Annotated in this window: 13 protein-coding genes, 1 tRNA gene and 1 pseudogene; 8 read left to right on the top strand and 7 right to left on the bottom strand. The window is 68.5% G+C overall.

Features of this window, described 5'->3' with window-relative positions:
* The first annotated feature begins 101 nt into the window (after positions 1–101).
* From NITAL_RS00070 to NITAL_RS29480, 4 genes are all read left to right on the top strand, one after another.
* Positions 102–3,026, top strand: a complete 2,925-nt coding sequence (locus NITAL_RS00070; protein WP_052664080.1) for a UPF0182 family membrane protein — start codon at positions 102–104, stop codon at positions 3,024–3,026.
* Positions 3,027–3,257: 231 nt separating this feature from the next.
* Positions 3,258–4,523, top strand: a complete 1,266-nt coding sequence (locus NITAL_RS00065; protein ID WP_052664079.1) for a branched-chain amino acid ABC transporter permease — start codon at positions 3,258–3,260, stop codon at positions 4,521–4,523.
* Between the two features lie 13 nt (positions 4,524–4,536).
* On the top strand, positions 4,537–5,526 hold the full coding sequence (locus NITAL_RS00060; RefSeq protein ID WP_052664078.1) for a branched-chain amino acid ABC transporter permease: 990 nt from the start codon (positions 4,537–4,539) through the stop codon (positions 5,524–5,526).
* Positions 5,519–7,186 (top strand): ATP-binding cassette domain-containing protein, encoded by a 1,668-nt coding sequence (locus NITAL_RS29480; protein ID WP_083441045.1) that lies wholly within the window; start codon positions 5,519–5,521, stop codon positions 7,184–7,186. Before NITAL_RS00060 ends, NITAL_RS29480 begins: the two co-directional genes overlap by 8 nt.
* A gap of 77 nt (positions 7,187–7,263) precedes the next feature.
* On the opposite strand, the gene NITAL_RS00050 is transcribed toward NITAL_RS29480, so the two are convergent.
* Positions 7,264–8,604, bottom strand: coding sequence for an ABC transporter substrate-binding protein (locus NITAL_RS00050; RefSeq protein WP_211262109.1), 1,341 nt, complete (start codon positions 8,602–8,604; stop codon positions 7,264–7,266).
* A gap of 468 nt (positions 8,605–9,072) precedes the next feature.
* Here NITAL_RS00050 and NITAL_RS00045 point away from each other — a divergent pair.
* Positions 9,073–9,147: transfer RNA gene (locus NITAL_RS00045), tRNA-Met, on the top strand.
* Positions 9,148–9,575: 428 nt separating this feature from the next.
* Here the strand turns inward: NITAL_RS00045 and NITAL_RS00040 are convergent.
* From NITAL_RS00040 to NITAL_RS00025, 4 genes are all read right to left on the bottom strand, one after another.
* Positions 9,576–10,403, bottom strand: a complete 828-nt coding sequence (locus NITAL_RS00040; protein ID WP_052664077.1) for a dioxygenase family protein — start codon at positions 10,401–10,403, stop codon at positions 9,576–9,578.
* 45 nt (positions 10,404–10,448) lie between these two features.
* On the bottom strand, positions 10,449–11,243 hold the full coding sequence (locus NITAL_RS00035) for a citryl-CoA lyase (protein WP_052664076.1): 795 nt from the start codon (positions 11,241–11,243) through the stop codon (positions 10,449–10,451).
* A 45-nt stretch (positions 11,244–11,288) separates the two neighbouring features.
* Entirely contained in the window at positions 11,289–12,467 is a 1,179-nt protein-coding gene (locus tag NITAL_RS00030; protein ID WP_052664075.1) for a CaiB/BaiF CoA transferase family protein, read from the bottom strand.
* A gap of 160 nt (positions 12,468–12,627) precedes the next feature.
* Positions 12,628–13,437, bottom strand: a complete 810-nt coding sequence (locus NITAL_RS00025) for an IclR family transcriptional regulator domain-containing protein (RefSeq protein ID WP_052664074.1) — start codon at positions 13,435–13,437, stop codon at positions 12,628–12,630.
* 320 nt (positions 13,438–13,757) lie between these two features.
* Here NITAL_RS00025 and NITAL_RS00020 point away from each other — a divergent pair, with 320 nt between their 5' ends.
* Genes NITAL_RS00020 through NITAL_RS00010 form a run of 3 tightly spaced genes read left to right on the top strand, consistent with a single transcriptional unit; the run spans position 13,758 to position 17,784 of the window.
* Positions 13,758–15,326 (top strand): bifunctional 3-(3-hydroxy-phenyl)propionate/3-hydroxycinnamic acid hydroxylase, encoded by a 1,569-nt coding sequence (locus NITAL_RS00020; protein WP_169786677.1) that lies wholly within the window; start codon positions 13,758–13,760, stop codon positions 15,324–15,326.
* Positions 15,327–15,331: 5 nt separating this feature from the next.
* Positions 15,332–16,432 carry an alpha/beta hydrolase family protein gene (locus tag NITAL_RS00015; RefSeq protein ID WP_083441044.1) on the top strand — a complete coding sequence of 367 codons (1,101 nt, stop codon included), beginning with the start codon at positions 15,332–15,334 and terminating at the stop codon, positions 16,430–16,432.
* Positions 16,429–17,784, top strand: a complete 1,356-nt coding sequence (locus NITAL_RS00010; RefSeq protein ID WP_052664071.1) for an amidohydrolase family protein — start codon at positions 16,429–16,431, stop codon at positions 17,782–17,784. The genes NITAL_RS00015 and NITAL_RS00010 overlap by 4 nt, the downstream gene beginning before the upstream one ends.
* 598 nt (positions 17,785–18,382) lie before the next feature.
* On the opposite strand, the pseudogene NITAL_RS29475 reads toward NITAL_RS00010, so the two are convergent.
* A pseudogene (locus tag NITAL_RS29475) lies at positions 18,383–18,559 on the bottom strand (DUF1883 domain-containing protein); the annotation flags it as partial.
* 1,002 nt (positions 18,560–19,561) lie between these two features.
* On the bottom strand, positions 19,562–20,253 hold a 692-nt coding region (locus tag NITAL_RS00005), incomplete at its 5' end, for an IS3 family transposase (RefSeq protein WP_157041521.1).

Below are 20,253 nucleotides of genomic sequence, written 5' to 3'. Positions count from 1 at the left end.
GCTCGGTCCGACCCCCGCCAGCCTCGAGCTGGGCCGCGCGACGACGCGCCCGAGCGCGATGGGTCCGCGCGGGGGACCCGACCACCGGAAGGCTCGCATCCGTGGGCGATCTCGTCCGCCGCCGGCTCGGCACCGTCGTGGTGCTCGCCGTCCTGCTCGTGCTGTTCTCGGCCAACCGTGTCGCGGTGGTGGTCACCGACTACTGGTGGTTCCAGGCGCGCGACTACACCGAGGTCTTCACGACCGTCCTGGGCTCCCGCCTGTTGCTCGGTGTGGTCTTCGGGCTGGCGCTGGCCCTGCTGATCGCCGGGAACCTGGCCGTGGCCCGGCGGGTCCGCCCGTTCTTCGTGCCGTCGTCACCGCAGCAGGCGCAGATCCAGCGCTACCGCGAGATGGCCGATCCCTTCCTGCCGTGGCTCATCGGTGCTGTCGCGGTCGTCTTCGGGCTCACCTCCGGGCTGGCGGTCAGCGCCAACTGGGAGTCCTTCCTGCTGTGGCGCAACAGCGTCGAGGTCGGCATCACCGACCCGACCTTCGGGGTCGACGTCGGCTTCTACCTGTTCGAGCTGCCGTTCTGGTCGTTCGTGCAGACCTGGCTGTTCACCGCGTTCGTGCTCACGCTCCTGCTGAGCGCCGGTGCGCACTACCTGCTCGGCGGCATCCGGCCGGAGGCCGAGGAGAAGCTGATGCCGGCGGCGAGGATCCACCTCGCCGTGCTCCTGGCTGCGCTCCTCGCCGTGCGCGGGTGGGGCTACTGGCTCGACCGCTACGCCCTGAACTACTCGCCGCGCGGCACCGTGACCGGCGCGTCGTACACCGACGTCAACGCCGAGCTGCCCGCGCTGTACCTGCTGCTCGGCGCGAGCGTCGTCGCCATCGTCCTGGTGCTGATGGCGATCCGTCGCGCCGGCTTCCTGCTGCCGGGTGCGGCCATCGGGCTCCTGATCGTGGCGTCCATCATCCTCCAGGGGGCCTACCCGGCTGCGATCCAGCGGCTGCAGGTCGATCCGCAGGAGCTGTCGCGCGAGGAACCGTTCATCGCGCACAACCTCGAGGCGACCACGACCGCCTACGGGCTCGCCGACGTCGAGCGCCGCCCGTTCTCGATCGACAACGACCTCGACGAGGCCGACGTCATCGAGAACGAGGTGACCCTGCGCAACATCCGGCTGTGGGACCCGAGCGTCCTCGAGACCACCTACCAGCAGCTCCAGGCGCTGCGGCCCTTCTACCAGTTCAACACGGTGTCGGTGGACCGCTACGTGATCGACGGCGAGATGCGTCAGGTCATGATCTCCACGCGTGAGCTCTCCCAGCTGCAGGAGGGCACGGACACGTGGCAGAACCGCCACATCACCTTCACCCACGGCTACGGCGTGGTGGCCTCACAGGTCAACACCGCCAACCAGGAGGGGCAGCCGGTCTTCCTGTCCTCCAACATCCCCCCCGCCGGTGAGGACCGGATCGTTCCGGACGAGCAGCCGGGCATCTACTTCGGTGAGTTCAACCAGCCCACCTACTCGCTCGTGCGCACCGCCGAGCGTGAACTCGACTTCGAGGACCCCGACACCCAGGAGCAGGTCTTCACCGAGTACGACGGTGGCGGCGGGGTGGCCATCGGCGGGTTCATGCGGCGCGTCGCCTACGCCCTGCGCTTCGCGGACTACAACCTGGTGCTCACGGGCCTCATCGAGAACGATTCGCGGATCATCTACCACCGCAGCGTGACCGAACGCGTGGCCCAGATCGCTCCGTTCCTCAAGCTCGACAGCCACCCCTACCCGGTGGTGAGCGACGACGGTCGGGTGCAGTGGATCATCGACGCCTACACCACCTCCGAGGCCTACCCCTACTCGCAGCGCAGCGTGCTCGAGCTCGGTGGGCGCCAGGTGCCGGTCAACTACGTGCGCAACAGCGTGAAGGCGGTCGTGGACGCGTTCGACGGGACCGTGACCCTCTACCGTGTCGAGGAGGACGACCCCATCCTCGACGCGTGGGAGCAGGCCTTCCCCGGCCTGATCACCCCGGTCGAGGAGGCCGAGAACGGCATCGCGGCCAACTTCCGCTACCCGCAGGACCTGTTCCGGCTGCAGGCGGAGCTGTTCCGGGTCTACCACATCCAGGACGTGGACGCCTTCTACAACCGCGCCGACGCCTGGTCGATCCCGCTGGACCCGGCTGCGGCCGCCAACGAGACCGGCGGGCAGGACCTCGCCGGCGCGCTGCGGCGCCCGCTCGAGCCGTACTACCTGCTGATGCGCCTGCCGGGTGAGACCGAGGAGGAGTTCGTCCTCATCCAGCCCTACCTCGCCCAGGGTCGCCAGAACATGGTGTCCTGGTTGGCCGGACGTGGTGACGGGGACAACCTCAACGAGCTGTTCTCGGTCCGCTTCCCGTCCAACCAGTTGGTGCTCGGACCGGCGCAGGCGCAGGCACGGATCGAGCAGGACGACCTGATCTCCGAGTACATCACGCTGCGACAGCGTGCCGGGACCCAGGTCATCCGCGGCAACCTGCAGGTGCTGCCGATCGCGAACTCGATCCTCTACGTCGAGCCGCTCTTCCTCCAGGCCGACCAGGCCCAGATCCCCGAGCTCGCGCGGGTCGCGTTGGTGCTCGGTGAGCGGACCGCCTTCGACCGCACCTTCGCCGGTGCGCTCGGGCAGCTGCTCGGGATCGACGTGCCCGATTCGATCGTCGACGCCGAGGAGGGCCCGATCTCGGTGGAGGATCCGACGGGCGACGCGGACACCCCGGTCGACCCCGACCAGACGCCCGCCGAGGACGAGGACCCCGATCCGGGCCCCCAGGCCGGGACATCGCGTGAGCTGCTGGAACAGGCGCTGGCGGCGTTCGCCCGCGCCGAGGTGGCGCTGCGTGACGGTGACCTCGGCGTCTACCAGCGCGAGATCGCCCGAGCGCAGTCGCTGCTCGAGCAGGCGGCCGAGCTCGAGGGCATCGGCGTCGAGGACCTCGGCGCCGACGAAGGCGTGGATGGGGACACGGCCACTGACGACGACGCCTGACCCACCAACCGCACGTCGAGGAGGCCCCGCTCCGGCGGGGCCTCCTCGCGTCGGAGCGCCCGGAGACGAGCCACCGGGCGGTCACGACGCGCCTACACCATCATCCCGGGCGCGCGCAAGGAGCGGTCGGTCCGCGGGACATCGCAGACGACTCGACGCAAAGGTCACCTCTGGGCCCCCGGGCCTCCTAGGCTCCGCGCGTCCTGGAACGGTCCGCGTAGGGAGATTCACGTGCGTCGACTCGTGGTGGTGTTCGTCGCCGTGCTCACCGGGCTGCTGCTGTCGGCGGCTGCCCCGGCCATCGCGCAGGAGGACGCGTCCGAATCGGTCCGCGGCACGATCGAGAACGAGGAAGGTCCGGTCCCCGGCGTCGAGATCATCATCGAGTCCGAGGAGGGCGAGGTCGGCACGGCGGTCACCGAGGACGACGGGACCTTCTTCCTGCCGCTGCCGGGCCCCGGCGACTACCGGGCGACCCTGCTCCAGGAGACGCTCCCCGACGGGATGGAGCTGCGCAACCCGGATCGGGCGACGCTGGAGTTCTCCATCCGCGCCAACCAGTCGCGTCCGCTGCTCTACCCCCTCGGTGAGGGGGGCGGGACGGCCAACACACGCGTGCTGGTGACCGCGGTCCAGCTGCTGATCGAGGGCATCAAGTTCGGCCTCATCATCGCGATGGCCGCCATCGGGCTGTCGCTGATCTTCGGCACCACGGGCCTCGTCAACTTCGCCCACGGCGAGCTGGTGACCTTCGGCGCCCTGGCGGTCTGGGCGGTCAACCAGATCTTCGGGGTCCACCTCATCCCCGCCGTGCTGATCGGTGTGGTCATCGGCGGGATGGGCGGCATGGCCCTGGACCTCGGGCTGTGGCGACCCCTGCGCCGACGCGGCACGGGCCTGATCGCCATGCTCGTGGTCTCCATCGGCCTGTCGATCTTCCTGCGCTACCTGTTCCTGTACTTCTTCGACGGACGCACGCGCCCCTACGCCCAGTACGCGGTGCAGCAGGCGTGGAACTTCGGGCCGTTCCGGATCGTGCCGAAGGACCTGGTGATCATCGTCCTGTCGGTGCTGATCCTCGGCGCCGTCGGGCTCATGCTCCAGAAGACCAAGGTCGGCAAGGCCATGCGGGCCGTGGCCGGCAACAAGGACCTCGCCGAGGCGTCCGGCATCGACGTCGAACGCGTGATCCTGTGGGTGTGGGGTGTCGGCGGCGGACTGGCCACGCTCGGCGGGGTGTTCTTCGGCCTGTCGCAGCAGGTCAGCTGGCAGATGGGCTTCATCCTGCTGCTGCTGATGTTCGCCGGGGTCATCCTCGGCGGGCTGGGCACGGCCTACGGCGCCCTCGTCGGCAGCCTCGTGATCGGCATCTTCGTCCAGATGTCGACGCTGGTGGTCGCCCCCGACCTCAAGAACGTCGGGGCCCTGCTCGTGATGATCCTGGTCCTGCTCGTCAGACCCCAGGGGATCCTGGGCAAGAGACAGCGGGTCGGCTGAGGAGGGCTAGCTCATGGACTGGGGATCGATCTTCAGCAACGTGATCCGCGCGGCGGTGGGTGAGTTTTCCGCCGTGTTCGCGCTGGCGGCCATCGGCCTGAACGTCCACTTCGGCTACACGGGCCTGCTGAACTTCGGCCAGGTCGGGTTCATGTCGGCCGGCGCGTTCGGGCTCGCCATCGGCGTGACCTACTTCGGGTTCTCGTTCTGGGTGTCGTTGATCATCGCGCTGGCGGCCGCCGTCGCCCTGGCGCTCCTGCTCGGTCTGCCGACGCTGCGCCTGCGGGCCGACTACCTCGCGATCGTCACCATCGCCGCCTCCGAGATCCTGCGCTTCATCCTGCGTTCGCCGAGCACGCGCGAGGTGACCGGCGGCTCCTACGGCCTGACCCGGTTCGCCCGGGGGTTCTACGACATCAACCCCTTCCCGCCGGGCGACTACGGGTTCGGCCCGTTCACCTACAGCCAGAACCGGTTGTGGTTGCTCACGGTCGCCTGGGGCCTCGTCGCGCTCACCTCGCTGTCGGTGTGGCTCACGATGCGCTCGCCGTGGGGCCGGGTCCTGAAGGCCATCCGCGAGGAGGAGGACGCCGCGACCTCCCTCGGCAAGAGCGTCTACGCCTACAAGATGCAGAGCCTGATCTACGGCGGTGTGATCGGCGCACTCGGCGGCATGGTCCTGGCGACCAGCACCCAGTCGGTGCAGCCCGACACCTACTCCACGCCGATCACGTTCTTCGCCTACCTCGCGCTGATCCTCGGGGGGACCGCACGCGTGTTCGGCCCCGTCCTCGGGTCGATGATCTTCTGGATGGTGCTCTCGTTCACCGACAACTTCCTGCGCCAGGCGATCAGCGCTGGGCACATCCCGACGTCGATCATGAGCGGGACGCAGGTCGGCCAGGTGCGCTTCATGCTCGTCGGGCTGGGGTTGATGTTGCTGATGATCTACCGACCTCAGGGGATCCTCGGCGACCGGAGGGAGATGGAACTCGATGCCTGACCAGACCACGCCTCCGGCCGACGGTGAGGCCCCGCGCCCCGTCGGCGACCTGTCCGGCGTCGACCCCGTGCCGGGCGTCGCCAAGCCCGATCCCGTGCTGATCGTCGACGGCGTGCGCCGGTCCTTCGGTGGGCTCGTGGCCGTCGACGTGGACCACCTCGAGATCCCCCGCGGGCTGATCACCGCGCTGATCGGACCGAACGGGGCCGGCAAGACCACGCTGTTCAACCTGCTGACCGGGTTCGACGCACCGGACCAGGGCAGCTGGCAGTTCGACTCGCGCGAGCTCGCGTCGCAGCCGGCCCACAAGGTCGCCCGTGGCGGCATGGTGCGCACCTTCCAGCTGACCAAGTCGCTGTCGAAGCTGCCGGTCATCGAGAACATGAAGCTCGGCGCGACCTCACAGCGGGGCGAGAACTTCGTCCGAGCCCACCTCCCGCGGCTGTGGCGGTCCCAGGAGCAGCAGATCGAGGAGCGTGCCGACACGCTGCTGACCCGGTTCAAGCTCGACCACATGCGCAACGAGTTCGCGGGGACCCTGTCCGGTGGACAGCGCAAGCTCCTCGAGATGGCACGGGCCCTGATGGTCGCGCCCGACGTGGTCATGCTCGACGAGCCGATGGCCGGCGTGAACCCGGCGCTGACCCAGTCGTTGCTCCAGCACGTCAAGGGCCTGCGGGACCAGGGCATGACCGTCATCTTCGTCGAGCACGACATGGACGTCGTGATGGACATCTCCGACTGGGTCGTGGTGATGGCCGAGGGTCGGATCATCGCCGAAGGACCACCGGCCGCGATCGCCCAGAACCGCGCGGTCGTCGACGCCTACCTCGGTGCGCACCACGACGAGGACCTGACCGCCGAGGAGGAGGCCGAGCGCGCCGAGGTCCGGGAGGTCCGCGACCGGGCCGACATCGAGCGCATCAAGACCTCCGAGGGGTTCCTGCTCGAGGCGCGGGACCTGATCGCCGGCTACGTGCCGGAGGTCAACATCCTCAACGGCTGTGACCTGGAGCTGCGCGAGGGGGAGTTCGTCGGGATCATCGGCCCGAACGGTGCCGGCAAGTCGACGCTGCTCAAGTCGCTGTTCGGCCTGATCCACATCCGTGAGGGCACGATCACCCTGGACGGCGAGGACATCACGGGTCTCAAGGCCCACTCGCTGGTGGGCAAGGGTGTCGGTTACGTGCCCCAGGTCGCCAACGTGTTCCCGGACCTGTCGGTGATGGAGAACCTCGAGATGGGGCTCTTCCTCGGCGGGCACCGGTTCGAGGACCGGTTCGACTACGTGACCGATTTGTTCCCGCTGCTGGGCGAACGTCGCAAGCAGCAGGCCGGCTCGCTGTCCGGTGGTGAGCGCCAGATGGTCGCGATGGGCCGGGCGTTGATGTCCGACCCGAAGGTCCTCCTGCTCGACGAGCCGTCCGCAGGCCTGTCACCGGCCTACCAGGACGAGGTGTTCGTCCGCTGCCGCGAGATCAACGCCACCGGCGTGTCGATCGTCATGGTCGAGCAGAACGCCCGTCGGTGCCTGCAGGTCTGCCACCGCGGCTACGTGCTCGACCAGGGCCGCAACGCCTACGAGGGCCGCGGCATGGATCTGCTCGGCGACCCGAAGGTCATCGAGCTGTACCTCGGCACCCTCGCCAAAGCGGACTGAGCCTCACCGGCGCGTCGACGTCGCACGAGCGAGGGCCCCGCCGGAGCGGGGCCCTCGCCGTGTCACCGGGTGACGTGTCAGCCGCCGGCGATGATGTAGCGCTCGGTGTCGAGCACGGCCTCGTCGTTGAAGACGAGGATCGCGAAGCTCGCCGAGGACGGGTCGCCGACGTCGTCGAGCTCGATCGGGCCCGACTTGCCGACGTAGTCGATGTCCTCACCGGCTTCGAGGAGCTCCTTGCACTCCGCGAACTCGGTGCACTGGGTGCCGTCCTTGGTGACGCCCGGGATCTCCTTGGCGAACTCGCTCGGGACGTCGGAGTCGGCCGCGATGACCGCGAGCGCCGTCACGATGATGGCGTCGTAGGTCTCCGAGGCGTAGTTGAAGTCGCTCAGGTCGGGGTCGACCTCGAGCAGACGCTGCTGGAAGGTGTCGTCGAGCTCGGACAGCGGCGTGGTGCCCTTCATGCCGCTGATGGCGTGCGGGTTGTCGGTGAAGTTCTCACCGAGGGCGTTGCCCATGTTGCCGTCCGACCCGTAGATCGTCTTGTTGTCGACACCGATGCCGGCCTCGAACAGGGCGGTCAGGATCCGGGCGGACTCGTCGAAGCCGATGACCGCGATCGCGTCGGGGTCGGCGTCGACCAACTGCTGGACCTCGGCGTCGAAGTTCTGGGCCTGCGGGTCGTAGATGATCTTCTCGACGACCTCACCACCGGAGTCCGTGACGGTCTCCTCGATGGTGTCGGCCAGACCCTCGCCGTACGCGTCTTGCAGCGCCATGATGCCGACGGTGGCGTTGCCCTCCTCGACGATCAGCTCGCCGAGCACCTGGCCCTGGAGGATGTCGGACGGCGCGGTGCGGAAGTACAGGCCGTCGTCGTCGTACGTGGTGAACTCCGCCGAGGTGTTGGCCGGCGAGAACTGCACGACACCCGCGCTGACGATCTTGTCGATGACCGTGAAGGACACCGCGGAGGAGGCAGCACCGACGATGACGTCGGCGCCCTGGCTCAGCAGGCGGTCCACGGTCTGGTTGGCGATGTCGGTGGTGGTGTCGCCGGAGTCACCCTGGATCAGGACGACGTCCTCACCGAGCACGCCACCTGCCTCGTTGATCTCCTGGACCGCCAGCTCAGCGCCGGCGAACTCCGGGGGGCCGAGGAAGGCGAGCGACCCGGTCTCCGGGAGCAGCGTGCCGACGGTCAGGACACCGTCTCCCACGTTGCGCTCGGCAGCCGTGCCGTCGTCGTCCGTGCCGTCGTCGTCGGTCCCGTCGTCGTCGGTCCCGTCGTCGCCGCCGTCGTCCTCGGCGGGCGGCGTCTGCTCGGCACCGCCGTCGTCACCGCCGCAGGCGGTGAGCAGCAGGGCCAGCGCGGAGGCGGCTGCCACCGCGCGCTTCATCTTGGTCGTACGCACTCGTACCCCTTGACCGTCGAGGTCCGGGGGCTCTACCCCCGGACCGAAGGCGCGAAGCCTACGACCGGGGTCGTTGGCGTGTGCGGATTCCGCCCCGGCGTGCGGTCCAGCCAGCACGACCGGCCTGCGGGCCACCCGCTGCGCGCGATCAGTACCCCGCGCTGTCCCCGTCCTCGACGTCGATACGAGCACCGTCCTCGTCGACCTCGGCGGTGCAGGCGACAGCCCCGGTCGCGAGCCCGAGAACGGCTGCGAGGGCCAGGAAGCGGCGGGTTCTGAGCGGACACGATGGTCCCTGTCGTGCGGTGGTGTGGGATCGCCATCGTCGGCTCCTCCGGGCCGCGGCGGGAGCGGCCGAACGTCCCCGCCCCCACCGCCCCGGGCGGGGTCTGCCCGTCCGGAGACCGCACGGCGCTCCGAGCGCCGTTTCGCGCTCCAGCGTCCTGGTCGGTACGGTGCGCACATCGGCGCGGGGTGGAGCAGTTCGGTCAGCTCGCCGGGCTCATAACCCGGAGGTCGCAGGTTCAAATCCTGCCCCCGCTACAAAGATCGAGACACACGACACCGAAAGCCCCCGATATCGGGGGCTTTCGGTGTTCCTGCGTGTTCGAGGTCCGCGAGTTGCCCGGCTGGGCCGGGGGTTCTCGACCTGTGCCACGCTCGTTACCCCGGGCAGCCCGGGGCAGCACCCCCCCGTGCCCACCCGTCCCCACCTGCGGGTTCGACGTCGCGGGGGTGCGCAGAGTGGTGCACCCTGGATGGCACGCCGGCCCACCGGGCGTGCGGCCTCTCGCTCGCGCCGCAGCTGACATCAGGAGCGACAAGCGAGCAAGCCTTCAAGCGCAGCCAGCGCAGGCAGGCGGGGGCGGGCCACCACCGTGAGCTGCCCCGGGTTGAGGCCAGAGGTGTCCGTGACGTACGTCTCGATGTTGCTCCGAGCATGCGCTAGGGGTGGCCGCAGCCGGCTGCGGTCAGCCTGCGGGGGCAAGTCGGACGTTGAATCGGGCGATGAAACCCCCGTCCCCGTCGTCCTCGAGCGGGGTGATCAGCGACTCACGGACTCCGAACACCACGTCGGTCTCGAGGTAGTCGCAGTCGGCGTCGTACATCTGGGTGACTAGCGGCTGGTAGCCGTCGGCGCTGACGCGCAGGTGGATGTGCGCGGCCCGCATCGGGTCGCGCCCGAGCACGTCGAGCAACCGACCAACGGGGCCGTCGGTCGGCACCGAGTAGCCGAACGGTCGGTTCGTCACAAGCCAGTAGCGACCTTCGTCGTCGGTGCGGAAGCGGCCCCGCATGTTGTTCTCGACCATGTCGGGGTCCTGGCCGTCGTACTGCCCGTTGGCGGCGATCTGCCAGATCTCGATCTGCGCTCCGGGCAGCGGTTCGCCGCCTTTGCCCGTGACCCGGCCCTCGAGTCGAACCGGTTCCCCCTCGTGCTGCTGGACGATCGAGTCGCCGTTCTCCATCAAGGGTGCGTCGGAAACGTAGAAGGGTCCGAGCAGAGCGTTCTCGGTCGCGTCCTGATCTTGGGGGCCGTTGAGAAAGTCGACTAGTGCCGAGAGGCCGAAGACGTCGGAGAGCAGCACGCACTCTTGACGCTTCTCGTCGCTCATCTTGCCGACGGCAGTGAGGAACTCGATGCCACCGAGCCACTCCTCGACGGTGAGGTTCGTCTCGATGGCGAAGTCGTGCAGGTGTTTGGCGAGCGTGGTCAGCAGTTCACGCATCCTCGGGTCGGGTGTCGCCCCGAACGCGGTCACGACCTGGTCGCGAAGGTTCTCTGGTGTCGTCGCCATGACGTGCCCTCTCCTTTACGCGCCGGTGACCCGACCGGCGCGCGGTCACTTCGGATCGATGTACTCCGTGCGTTCGTGCACCGCCAGGTAGATGTCGTTGGCGATCGGCCGATCGAGCTCCTCGGCGAGCTGGCCGATCAAGCCCGCCGCCCGCGCCAGCAGCGCGACACCCCGCAGCATCGGCAACGGGATCCCCGCGTCCACGAGGGCAGCGCCCCCGACACCTGCACCGTTGAGCGGCAGCGTCCGGCCGAGCACCTCGTGGTGCACACGGCCGATGGCCTCGAAGAGGCGCAGGTGCGGGCCGCGCAGACTGGCCGCCTCGGCGATCTCGAGGAGACGAGGCACCCGCGGGTCCGCGGTGTGTGTGGGGTGGCCGAGCCCGGGGATGATGCGGCGGGCGGCGCGTTCCTCGGTCACGACCGTGCGCGCCAGTTCGTCCCAGTCCCCGTCGGTCTCGGGCAGAGGTCCCTCGTGTGCGGACACCTTCCCTGCCAGGAACTGTCCGCAGTCCTCGGTCACGCCGAGGAAGCGTGATCCGCCCCCGAGGAGGCCGGCTGCCAGCGCGCCCTGGAGCGCATCCGGAGCGCTCAGGAGCGTGAGTCTCGCGGCGATGGCCGTCGGCACGAAGCCGTGATCGGCGAGCGACGCGAGCACCGCCTCGAAGACCCGGATCTGCCCGGGCTCGGGTCGGTGGCGCAGGAGCAGCCACAGCGACAGCTCCCCGAACCCGACCTCGCCCATGATGTCACTGGCGAGGTCCTGTCCCAGCAGGGTGATGCTGGTGGCGTCGGACGCCCCGAGGGACGTCGGGTAGCTCGGCTCGGTGCGGTCGGTCACGGGCGCGTCGCTCCTGTTCGGGTCCGGTCGGTCGCCGGCGCGTCGTCAGTCGCGGGGGGCTCGGAGCCAGGCGCGGATCTCGTCGCCGTGCTCGTCGAGGCCCGGAGGCGCGTAGCGGTACGACGCCTGGGTGTCGGAGAACGAGATGGGGTTGCGAACCGACGGGATGGCCCGGTCGCCGTCGCCCACTTCGACGACCGGCTCCAGACCGATCGCTTCGGCGAACGCGACGCCCTCGGGGACGGTGTTGACCGGGCCACCGGGCAGCCCCTTCGCCCGGAACCTGGCGAACCACTCGTCGGTGGTGTCCCCGGCCAGCGCATCGACGAGCAGTGGCCCGAGCTGGTCGCGGTTGGCGGTCCGGTCCTCGTTGGAGGCGAAGCGTGCATCCTCGGCCAACTCCGGGACCCCGAGCACGTCGCACAGGGTCGCGAACTGCCCATTGTTCCCGGCGATCACGATGATCGCACCGTCGGCGGTGGGCAGCGGCTCGTACGGAAAGAGGCTCGGGTGGGCGTTGCCCATCCGGAACGGCGTGATGCCACCGGCGACCGCGGCACTGGCCTGGTTGACCAGGCCCGACAGCGCCGAGGACAGCAGGTTGACCTCGACGTGCTGGCCCGCGCCCGTCGCGTGACGGTGGTTGAGCGCCGACAGGATGCCGATGGTCGCGTGCATGCCGGCCATCACGTCGAAGACGGAGATGCCGGCGCGGAACGCTTCACCCTCGGGGTCGCCGGTCAGGCTCATCAGCCCGGAGATGCCCTGGACCATGAGGTCGTAGCCGGCGAGCGCCGCGCCCTCCGGGGTGGTCCCGAACCCGGAGATCGACGCGTAGACGACCCCGGGGTTGGTCGCCCGGACGCCATCGAAGTCGAGCCCGAAGCGGGCCATACCACCGGGACGCATGTTCTCGATCAGCACGTCGGCCCGGCTCGCGAGCTCACGGGCCGTCGCGAGGTCCCCTGGATCCTTGAGGTTCAACGCGATGGACCGCTTGTTGCGGTTGATGCCGAGGTAGTAGGTCGACACCCCGTCGCGGACCGGTGGGCTCCAGGTCCGTGTGTCGTCTCCCAATGGTCCCTCGACCTTGATCACGTCCGCGCCAAAGTCGGCGAGCAGCATCGTCGCGTACGGGCCGGCGAGGATGCGCGAGAAGTCGGCGATCAGCAGCCCATCGAGTGGACCGGCCTCATGCGGCGAAGCGTGGATCTCGGTCGCCATTGGGGTTCCTCGAGGTGGCGGTTGCAACCCAGTGAACGATTGGTTGACCGTCAGGCGGTCAAGTGTCCGTAGCGTGCGGAGGGCGTGAGCAGTTGTCAAGCCCGCCGGGGTGCTGCCCCGTCACGCGAGCCCCACAGGCCGCACCCGGTTGGGCCGGCCCTCAGTCGAGCCGACTGCTTGTGGTCTGCGGGACCAAGTCTCGTAACGCGAGATCGGCGCTGATCCGGCTGGCGGCCGCGAAGAGGCGCGGCAGATGCTGCTCCATCAAGGTGGCGACGTCCGTCTCCGCCGCGTGGACCGTGACGTTCATGGCCGCGATCGTGCGGCCCTCACCATCGCGCAACGGCACCGCGACTGAGCGGATCCCAGCGGCGAGCTGCTCATCGGCAAGCGCCCACCCCTGAGCGCGGATCTCGCGCAGATGCTGTTCGCGTTCGTCGTCGGTTGGCTGCCACCGGGGCGCGATCCCCGAACGGCTCGGCTCGGCGAGCCGAGCCGGGACCTCCTCGGGTGGCAGCGCGGCCAGCAGGACCTTGCCGAGCGAGGTCTGCAACGCGGGGAAGCGGGTCCCGATCGACACGGCGAAGGTGATGATCTTCGGAACGGCCACCCGAGCGACGTAGATGATGTCGGATCCATCGAGTTGAGCGATCGACGAGGATTCCCCGGTCTGCGACACCAGATCCTCCATATGGGGCCGGGCGAGCTCCCAGAGGCCCTGCGATTGCACGAAGGCCGTGCCGAGCTCCAGGACGCGTGGCGTCAGCGTCCACCTCCCCTCTGAGCTACGAACGTAGCCGAGCTCCTGGAAGGTGAGCAGGATGCGGCGGGCGGTCGGGCGAGCCAGGCCGCTGGCTTCCGCGACCTCCGTGAGTGACATCTCCGGCCGGCCCGGACGGAAGGCTCGGATCACATCCATGCCGCGGGCGATGGCCTCGATGAAGTCCTTGCTGGTCTCGTTGCGATCCATGTGGTCACTCTCAGTTGCACCGATGTGGATGAACGCTACTGACCCACCGCGGCCGTCGGCGACAGAGGCAGCGGCCCGGGGGCACGTTGGTGGCCCTGTCGGCCTCACGGCTGCCTGCGTTGCGGCGGTCTTGCTCGCGCGACAGTGGAGCCTTCCTTGCGTCCGTGGCGGACACATCGATGTTGTACTCCTCCGCGCCGCTCGGTTCGGGCGGGTCGCAGCTAGAGGCGAGTGGGCCACGGCTACTTGACAGCGCTACCGACACCATGCGAGCCTGTTGTCCGCTGGACGGATAGATGTCCGTTGGGATGGGAGACGGTATGGACACCTTCGACGTCGCGGTCATCGGCTACGGGCCGGTCGGGCAGATGCTGTGCGCACAGCTGGGCAGGGCTGGGCACTCGGTGGCCGTCTTCGAGAAGCACGAGCAGCTGTACGGGCTTTCGCGTGCGGGGCATATCGATGACGAGATCATGCGGACCCTGCAGAAGATCGGTGCGGGGGAGGAGTTCCGCGAGGACGCTGTTGCGTGGGAGACGTACGACATGCGCAACGAGGCGTTCGGCGGCGATCTGCTGCTCAGCCTGGATTGGAGCGTCGTCGGACCGCACGGCTGGCGCTCACATTGGATCTTCTACCAGAACAACCTCGAGCTGGCGATGCACCGTCAGGTCGAAGCGGCCGGCAACGTTCAGCTCCTGTTGGGCACCGAGGCCGTAGCGTTCGACCAGGACGGGGACGGCGTCACGCTGACGGTTCGCGACCGGCAGAGCGGCGCAGAACGGACCGTGCGAGTCCAGTACCTCGTGGGCACTGACGGTGCGAATAGCTTCGTCCGTGAGCGCTTGGGGATCACCACCACCGAGGGCATGACGGGTCCGAACCAGCTCGTGATCGACACGAGGCAGAAGCGTCCGCTCTCGTTCCCGTTCGACAACGGGCAGTTCGCGGACCCGAAGCGGCCAGGCTGCCTGTTCCAGCTCGGAAAGAGTCACCGTCGATGGGAGTTCACCCTGCGGGACGACGAGAACCCCGTGGACTTCGATATCGACCGCATCTGGCAACTGCTGTCGCCGTGGGTGACGCCGGAGGACGTCGAGATCATCCGCCACCCGATCTACCGCTTCCGCGAGTTCATAGCGGACGAGTGGCAGCGCGGCCGTGTCTTCCTCGCCGGGGACGCGGCCCACATCATGTGGCCGTTCGCAGGCGAGGGCATGTGCAACGGGATCAGAGATGCCTCAGCTCTCGTGTGGCGGCTGGACCTGGTTCTTCGTGACCTAGCTCCTGAAGGCTTGTTGGATTCGTACACCGACGACCGCAAGCCCAACGTGCAAGGCTGGACGGACCTGTCGCGCGAGATCGGGCTTCCGTGCATCATCATGGACGAGGAGATCGCGGCACAACGTGACGCCGGGTTCAAGGCCGCAGCCGAAGACCCTTCCCTGATGCCGGAGATGACGGTTCCTCCCGGACCCACAGCCTTCTCTCGTCCGGACGACCCGATCGCCGGCATGCCGGCATGTCAGTTCCCCGTGCTGGTAGATGGCCAGCAGGGGTTGGTCGACGACCTGATCGGGACGGGCTTCCAACTGATCGTCGCCGACGAGGCTGCACTCGCGGCGCTGTCGGATGAGCAGCGTCGGTTCCTCCGAGACATCGGCGCGCACGTGATTCATGTCGGCCCGGCAGGTAGCGGCGCACCGGCGGTAGACCTCGATGGTGGATACGCCGACTGGTTCCAGGAGCTGGGGTTGAGCGCGGTCCTTGCACGACCCGACTTCTACCTCTACGGCGGCGCGACAGACGCTGATGACACACCTGCGCTGGTCGCAGCGTTGGCTTCGAGCCTCGGTACGAAGCCGCGCAGTCGGATCGGATCGGTCTGACGGCCATGCCTACTGCTGACCAGCCCGCCTGGCGGGCGGAAGCCGAAGCCCACAAGCGAGCCATGCCGAGGCAGCGCCTGCTCGGCAACGGGATGGACTACGCCGACGTTGCCGAACTCTATGAGCGCGTCGATGCGGGTGAGTCGTGGTCGGACGTCAACGCGCAGCTCGGCGAACGCAACGTCGCACGAGCGGAGGCTGCGTTGCGGGCGGGGCACACCGCGACGGCCCGCAGCTGGTACCTACTCGCATCCGCCTGCTTCCGGGTCGGTCAGGTCCCACTGGCTGACGACGAGCCCAGGAAGCGCGTCATGTACCGGCAGCTGATCAGCGCGTACGGCGCGGCCGGAGCACTGACCGATCCTCCGGTCGAGCGCATCGAGGTTCCCTACCGGCAGGGTGCGCTGTGTGGATGGCTCCATCGACCGGCAGCCGACGAGTCCGTCCCTGTCGTCATCGTTCTGGGTGGCTTCGACGGGTGGCGGGAGGAGTACCACGTCGGCGCCACCTACCTGCTGGAGCGCGGTCTGGCCGTCCTTCTCGTGGATGGACCCGGCCAGGGTGAGACGCGACTCTTCCACGGGATCCACATGGAGCACGGCGTCGAGCACGCGTTCTCTGCGGTGATCGACCACCTGCTGGCGGATGACCGCGTCGCCCCATCGGTGGCGATCTGGGGCAACAGCATGGGCGGCTACCTGGCGGCCCTGACGGCAGCGACCGACCCGCGGATCACGGCTTGCGTGGTGAACGGCGGCACGATCCGGCCAGTCGAGACAGCCGACCGGTACCCGCGGTTCATCGACAAGGTACGACTCCTGCTCGGGATCGACGACCCGGACAAGGCGCGGGAGGTGATGTCGACGTTCGTGCTCGACGGCGAACTCCTGTCCGCTCTTCGTTGCTCCCTTCTGGTCCTGCACGGGACTCCCGATCGCGTCTTCCTCGTCGAGAACGCGCGAGCACTGTTCGGCCACGCAGGCAGCAGCGACAAGACCTGGAACGAGTGGCCCGACGGCGACCACTGCATCTACAACCACTCACACGAGAAGCACACGCTCGTCAGCGACTGGCTAGCTGACCGCCTGAAGGGAGACCGCGCATGACGACACCCGTGCCGACCGGCCCGATCGTGATCCGGAGGGCCACGGTCCTCACCCAGGACGAGGACCTGGGCACCGTGCACGGCGACGTCCTCATCGAGGACGGGAAAATCAGCGCTGTCGGACCCGACCTGGCTGCCGAAGGCGCTACCGAACTCCTTGCGAGCGGCAAGATCATCCTCCCGGGGTTCGTCGACACTCACCGGCACACCTGGCAGGGCGCGATCCGCCAGATCGGCGTCGGCTGGGACTTCCCCACGTACCGACGCCACATCCAGAACACCTGGGGCCCCGCCTTCACGCCCGATGACGTCTACATCGGCAACCTCGTTGGCGCCTACTCAGCATTGGACGCGGGCATCACCACCCTGCGGGACGAATCGCACATCCAGAACAGCCCCCAGCACACGGACAAGGCCGTCGCCGCACTCAAGGACAGCGGCATCCGCGCCATCTTCGCCTACGGCTGGCCGTCTATCGACTCCGACAAGTGGATGCTCCGCGGGGAAGCGACCCATCCCGAGGACATCCGCCGCGTCCGAAGCGAACTGCTTTCGGACGACGACGCGCTCGTGACCCTCGCTGCCATGCTGCGCGGCCCGGAACTGGCTACCCCACAGGTGACGGCCGCCGACGTAGCCCTCGCACGTGAGCTCGGGATCCGGATGAGCATGCACGTCGGCAACGGCCCGTGGGGGCCGATGTTCCGCGGGATCGGCACCCTGGCCGACCTCGGCCTACTTGGTGAGGACATGCTTTTCATCCACTGCTGTACCAGCGACGACGACGAGTTGAAGGCGCTCGCCGACGCCGGCGCTCACGCCTCGGTGTCGGCCGCGATCGAGGCGGTCCTGCCGGGGCTCGGGGCGCCTGCGACCGGTCGGCTCATGAACCACGGCATCCGACCCAGCCTGTCCATCGATACCGAAGCCTCGGTCGCCGGTGACATGTTCAACGTCATGCGCGCCGCTATCGCGGCGCACGGGTTGGGGGTCACGTTGCAACCCGACGTGTACGAACAGCTGCCTTCTGCAACCCCGACTGACCTGCTGGAGTTCGCCACTATCCGCGGCGCGGAAGCCTGCGGTCTCGGCCACAGGATCGGATCCATCACTCCCGGGAAGGACGCGGACCTGATCATCATGGACCTCGAAGCTCCGAACCTGGTGCCAGCCAACGACATCGCTGGGAGCGTCGTGGGCGCCGGCCATGCAGGCAACGTGGAGACCGTGATGGTCGCCGGCCGGATCGTGAAGCATCAGAGCCGTCTCGTGGACGTGAGCCTCAGTGAGGTCCGTGCGCGGGCCGAGAGTTCACGCGACCGCTTGTTCAAGCAACCCGTCGCCGACAGCTAGCGGCACCGCCCGTTTCCAGCAACCGAGAGCTACGCGGCCGCTTCCGTCGCACAGCAGCGATGCGCGGGACGCCCTCCGGGCCGAGTGCACGGCCGTGCTGCCAGCGGTTCCTGATCCAGGCGTGTCCGACGCGAGTCACCGAATCTCCTCACCCGACCCACTAGCCAGAACCGCCGCTTTGGGGCGCTCGGGATGGGCTCAGCCAGTGGGCTCGGCGCTACCTTCCGGCGGATCGGTGACAGTGGAGGAGCGGTGCCCACAAGTGCGTTTCTCGATCGGTTTCTCGGATTTACCGCTGTCCCAGCTGGGGCACAGGGTTGGGCAGGGGGTGGTGCAACGGCCTCTGACCTGCGGTTCTTCCGCTTGCGGAACTGGAGGGTCGCAGGTTCGCGAGAGTTCCCCCGCTACTACGCAACGAGAAGCGCCCCGCGAAACCCCAGGTTCTCCTGGGGTTTCGTGCTGTCTCGGACCCTTTCAGGCGGGCTTCCGGGCCCTGAGGGGCCGAGTTCCTCGCATCGTTCCTCGCATCGAGTGCTCACGCAGACGGGGGCACTGCGGGGGTCGCCCCCCTGCTGCCACCCTCCGCTGACCTGCGGCTTCAGGCCTGCTGCTCGGTGGGCAGGGGTGCACGGGGGTGGGCGGCAAGCAACCGGGCCGTTGCACGGATGGTGCCGCCTCGGGGTCCCAGATCGACGACGACGTGCCACCGCCCAGTTCTTGGGACCCGGATGCGCACGGGGCTTCGGGTGGCCGTTCCGCCGTAGTGCTGGTAGGTCTTGCCGCGTTTTTGAACCGAGAGAGGTTCGTGGTGTCGACGATCCGCACGTTCGCGGCCCGATCGAGCGAAACCTCGATGACGTCGCCGGCCTGCGCGTCGAAGTGCTGCTCGAGGAAGTTCACCGCTTCCCCTTCCGCTTCGGTGCGGCCTGGCTCAGGGCGCTGCCGGCGGCGGTCTTCGAGGGCTTCGAGGTGCGGCCGTCGCGGAGCACCCTGGAGGCGGCTCGGGCGGCTGACGGACTGGTGCGGCGCTGCTTGGGCCGAAGCCGAGGGGCGTGCCCGCCATCGTGAAGCTGAACAGCGGGCCATCGTTGCCGAGCGCTTCGAGATGGATGACCGCGACCCCGTCAACCTTGGAAGACCTCAGCTTCGGGCAAGCTGCTGGGCTCCTGGCCATCCTGCGCGCCGGAGCCTCCGAAGACAACAGCACCATCCTGCCGATGCGGGAGTGGGAGCAGCAGCTTGCTCCGTCACATCCGTTCGGTGTGAAGCTCCTCGAAGAGTTGTGCGGCGTATGGGCGGCAGATCGGCCCGAACTCGCCCGTCGAGGCGTTCGTCTGGGAGGACGACGACCCCGCGCGCTTCTACTTCGAGCGCGTCGAGTGGCGACTGTCCGGGGACGGGCCCCACCACGAACGGGTCCGCGACCTCACCGAGGAACTGCAGCAGCGCTTCCGTGACACCGATTGGCCGCCGGCGTGGACCGCCTCTTGGCGCAGTACTTGGGACCGGCTGATGCGAGAGGAGGCCCTCGCTTACCTCCACGTGTCCCTCGACGAGCATGGGTTGCCGTTCAAGGCCGGGGACAAGACTCACGACGTACTCGACTACGCGCTCAGATCGTTCAGCCTCGGTCAGGCCTACTACTTCATCTGGGGTGCGACACGCGACGGAGGGGCCTACTGGATGGGTGACGACATCCCCAAGCAGCGAGCCGCGAACAGTGTTGTCGGGCGCATCCGATCACGGGCAGAGCGTGCTCTTGCCGATGACTGGGACATCACGCACTACAGGCGCGACCGCCGCTGCACCGTGACTGAGCCTCCCCCGGTAGCGCGGACGGTTGGGGTGTGGGTGACGCCGCGATGGCGACGGACTGGTGCAGGGTCTCGAAGGCGGCCGGGGAGATGGCGCCGATCGAGGTGTGGCGTCGGGTCGGGTTGTACCAGCCCTCGATCCACTCGAAGATCGCGGACGCGAGCTGCTCGCGCGACTCCCAGCTGTGCTGGTCGAGGAGCTCGAGCTGGAGGGTCCCGAAGAACGACTCCATCATCGAGTTGTCGTAGCAGTCACCGACACTGCCCTTCGAGCCGAGCAGGCCTGCCTGCCGCAGCCGCCGCCCGAACGCCCAGGACTTGAACCTTGCCTGCGTCCCGTGGTCCGAATGCAGCACGGTCTGCCCGCCAGGTGGCTGCCGGCGCCACAGCGCCATCTGCAGCGCGTCAGCGGGCAGCTCGGTGCGCAGGTGGTCAGCGATCGACCAGCCCACGATTCGTCGCGAGAACACGTCCGACACGGCGGCGAGGTAGACCTTGCCGGTCCCGGTGGGGTGCTCGGTGATGTCGGTGAGCCAGAGCCGGTCGGGTGCATCGGCAACGAACTGGCGGTTGACCAGGTCGGCTGACGGCACCCCGGCGGGGTCCCGAACGGTGCAGCCGCGGCCGCGGCGGCGGTAGATCCCGCGGATGTTGG

The organism is Nitriliruptor alkaliphilus DSM 45188, assembly GCF_000969705.1.
In the GTDB taxonomy this organism is placed as follows: Bacteria; Actinomycetota; Nitriliruptoria; order Nitriliruptorales; family Nitriliruptoraceae; genus Nitriliruptor; species Nitriliruptor alkaliphilus.
This window is presented reverse-complemented; position numbering and strand designations above follow the sequence as displayed.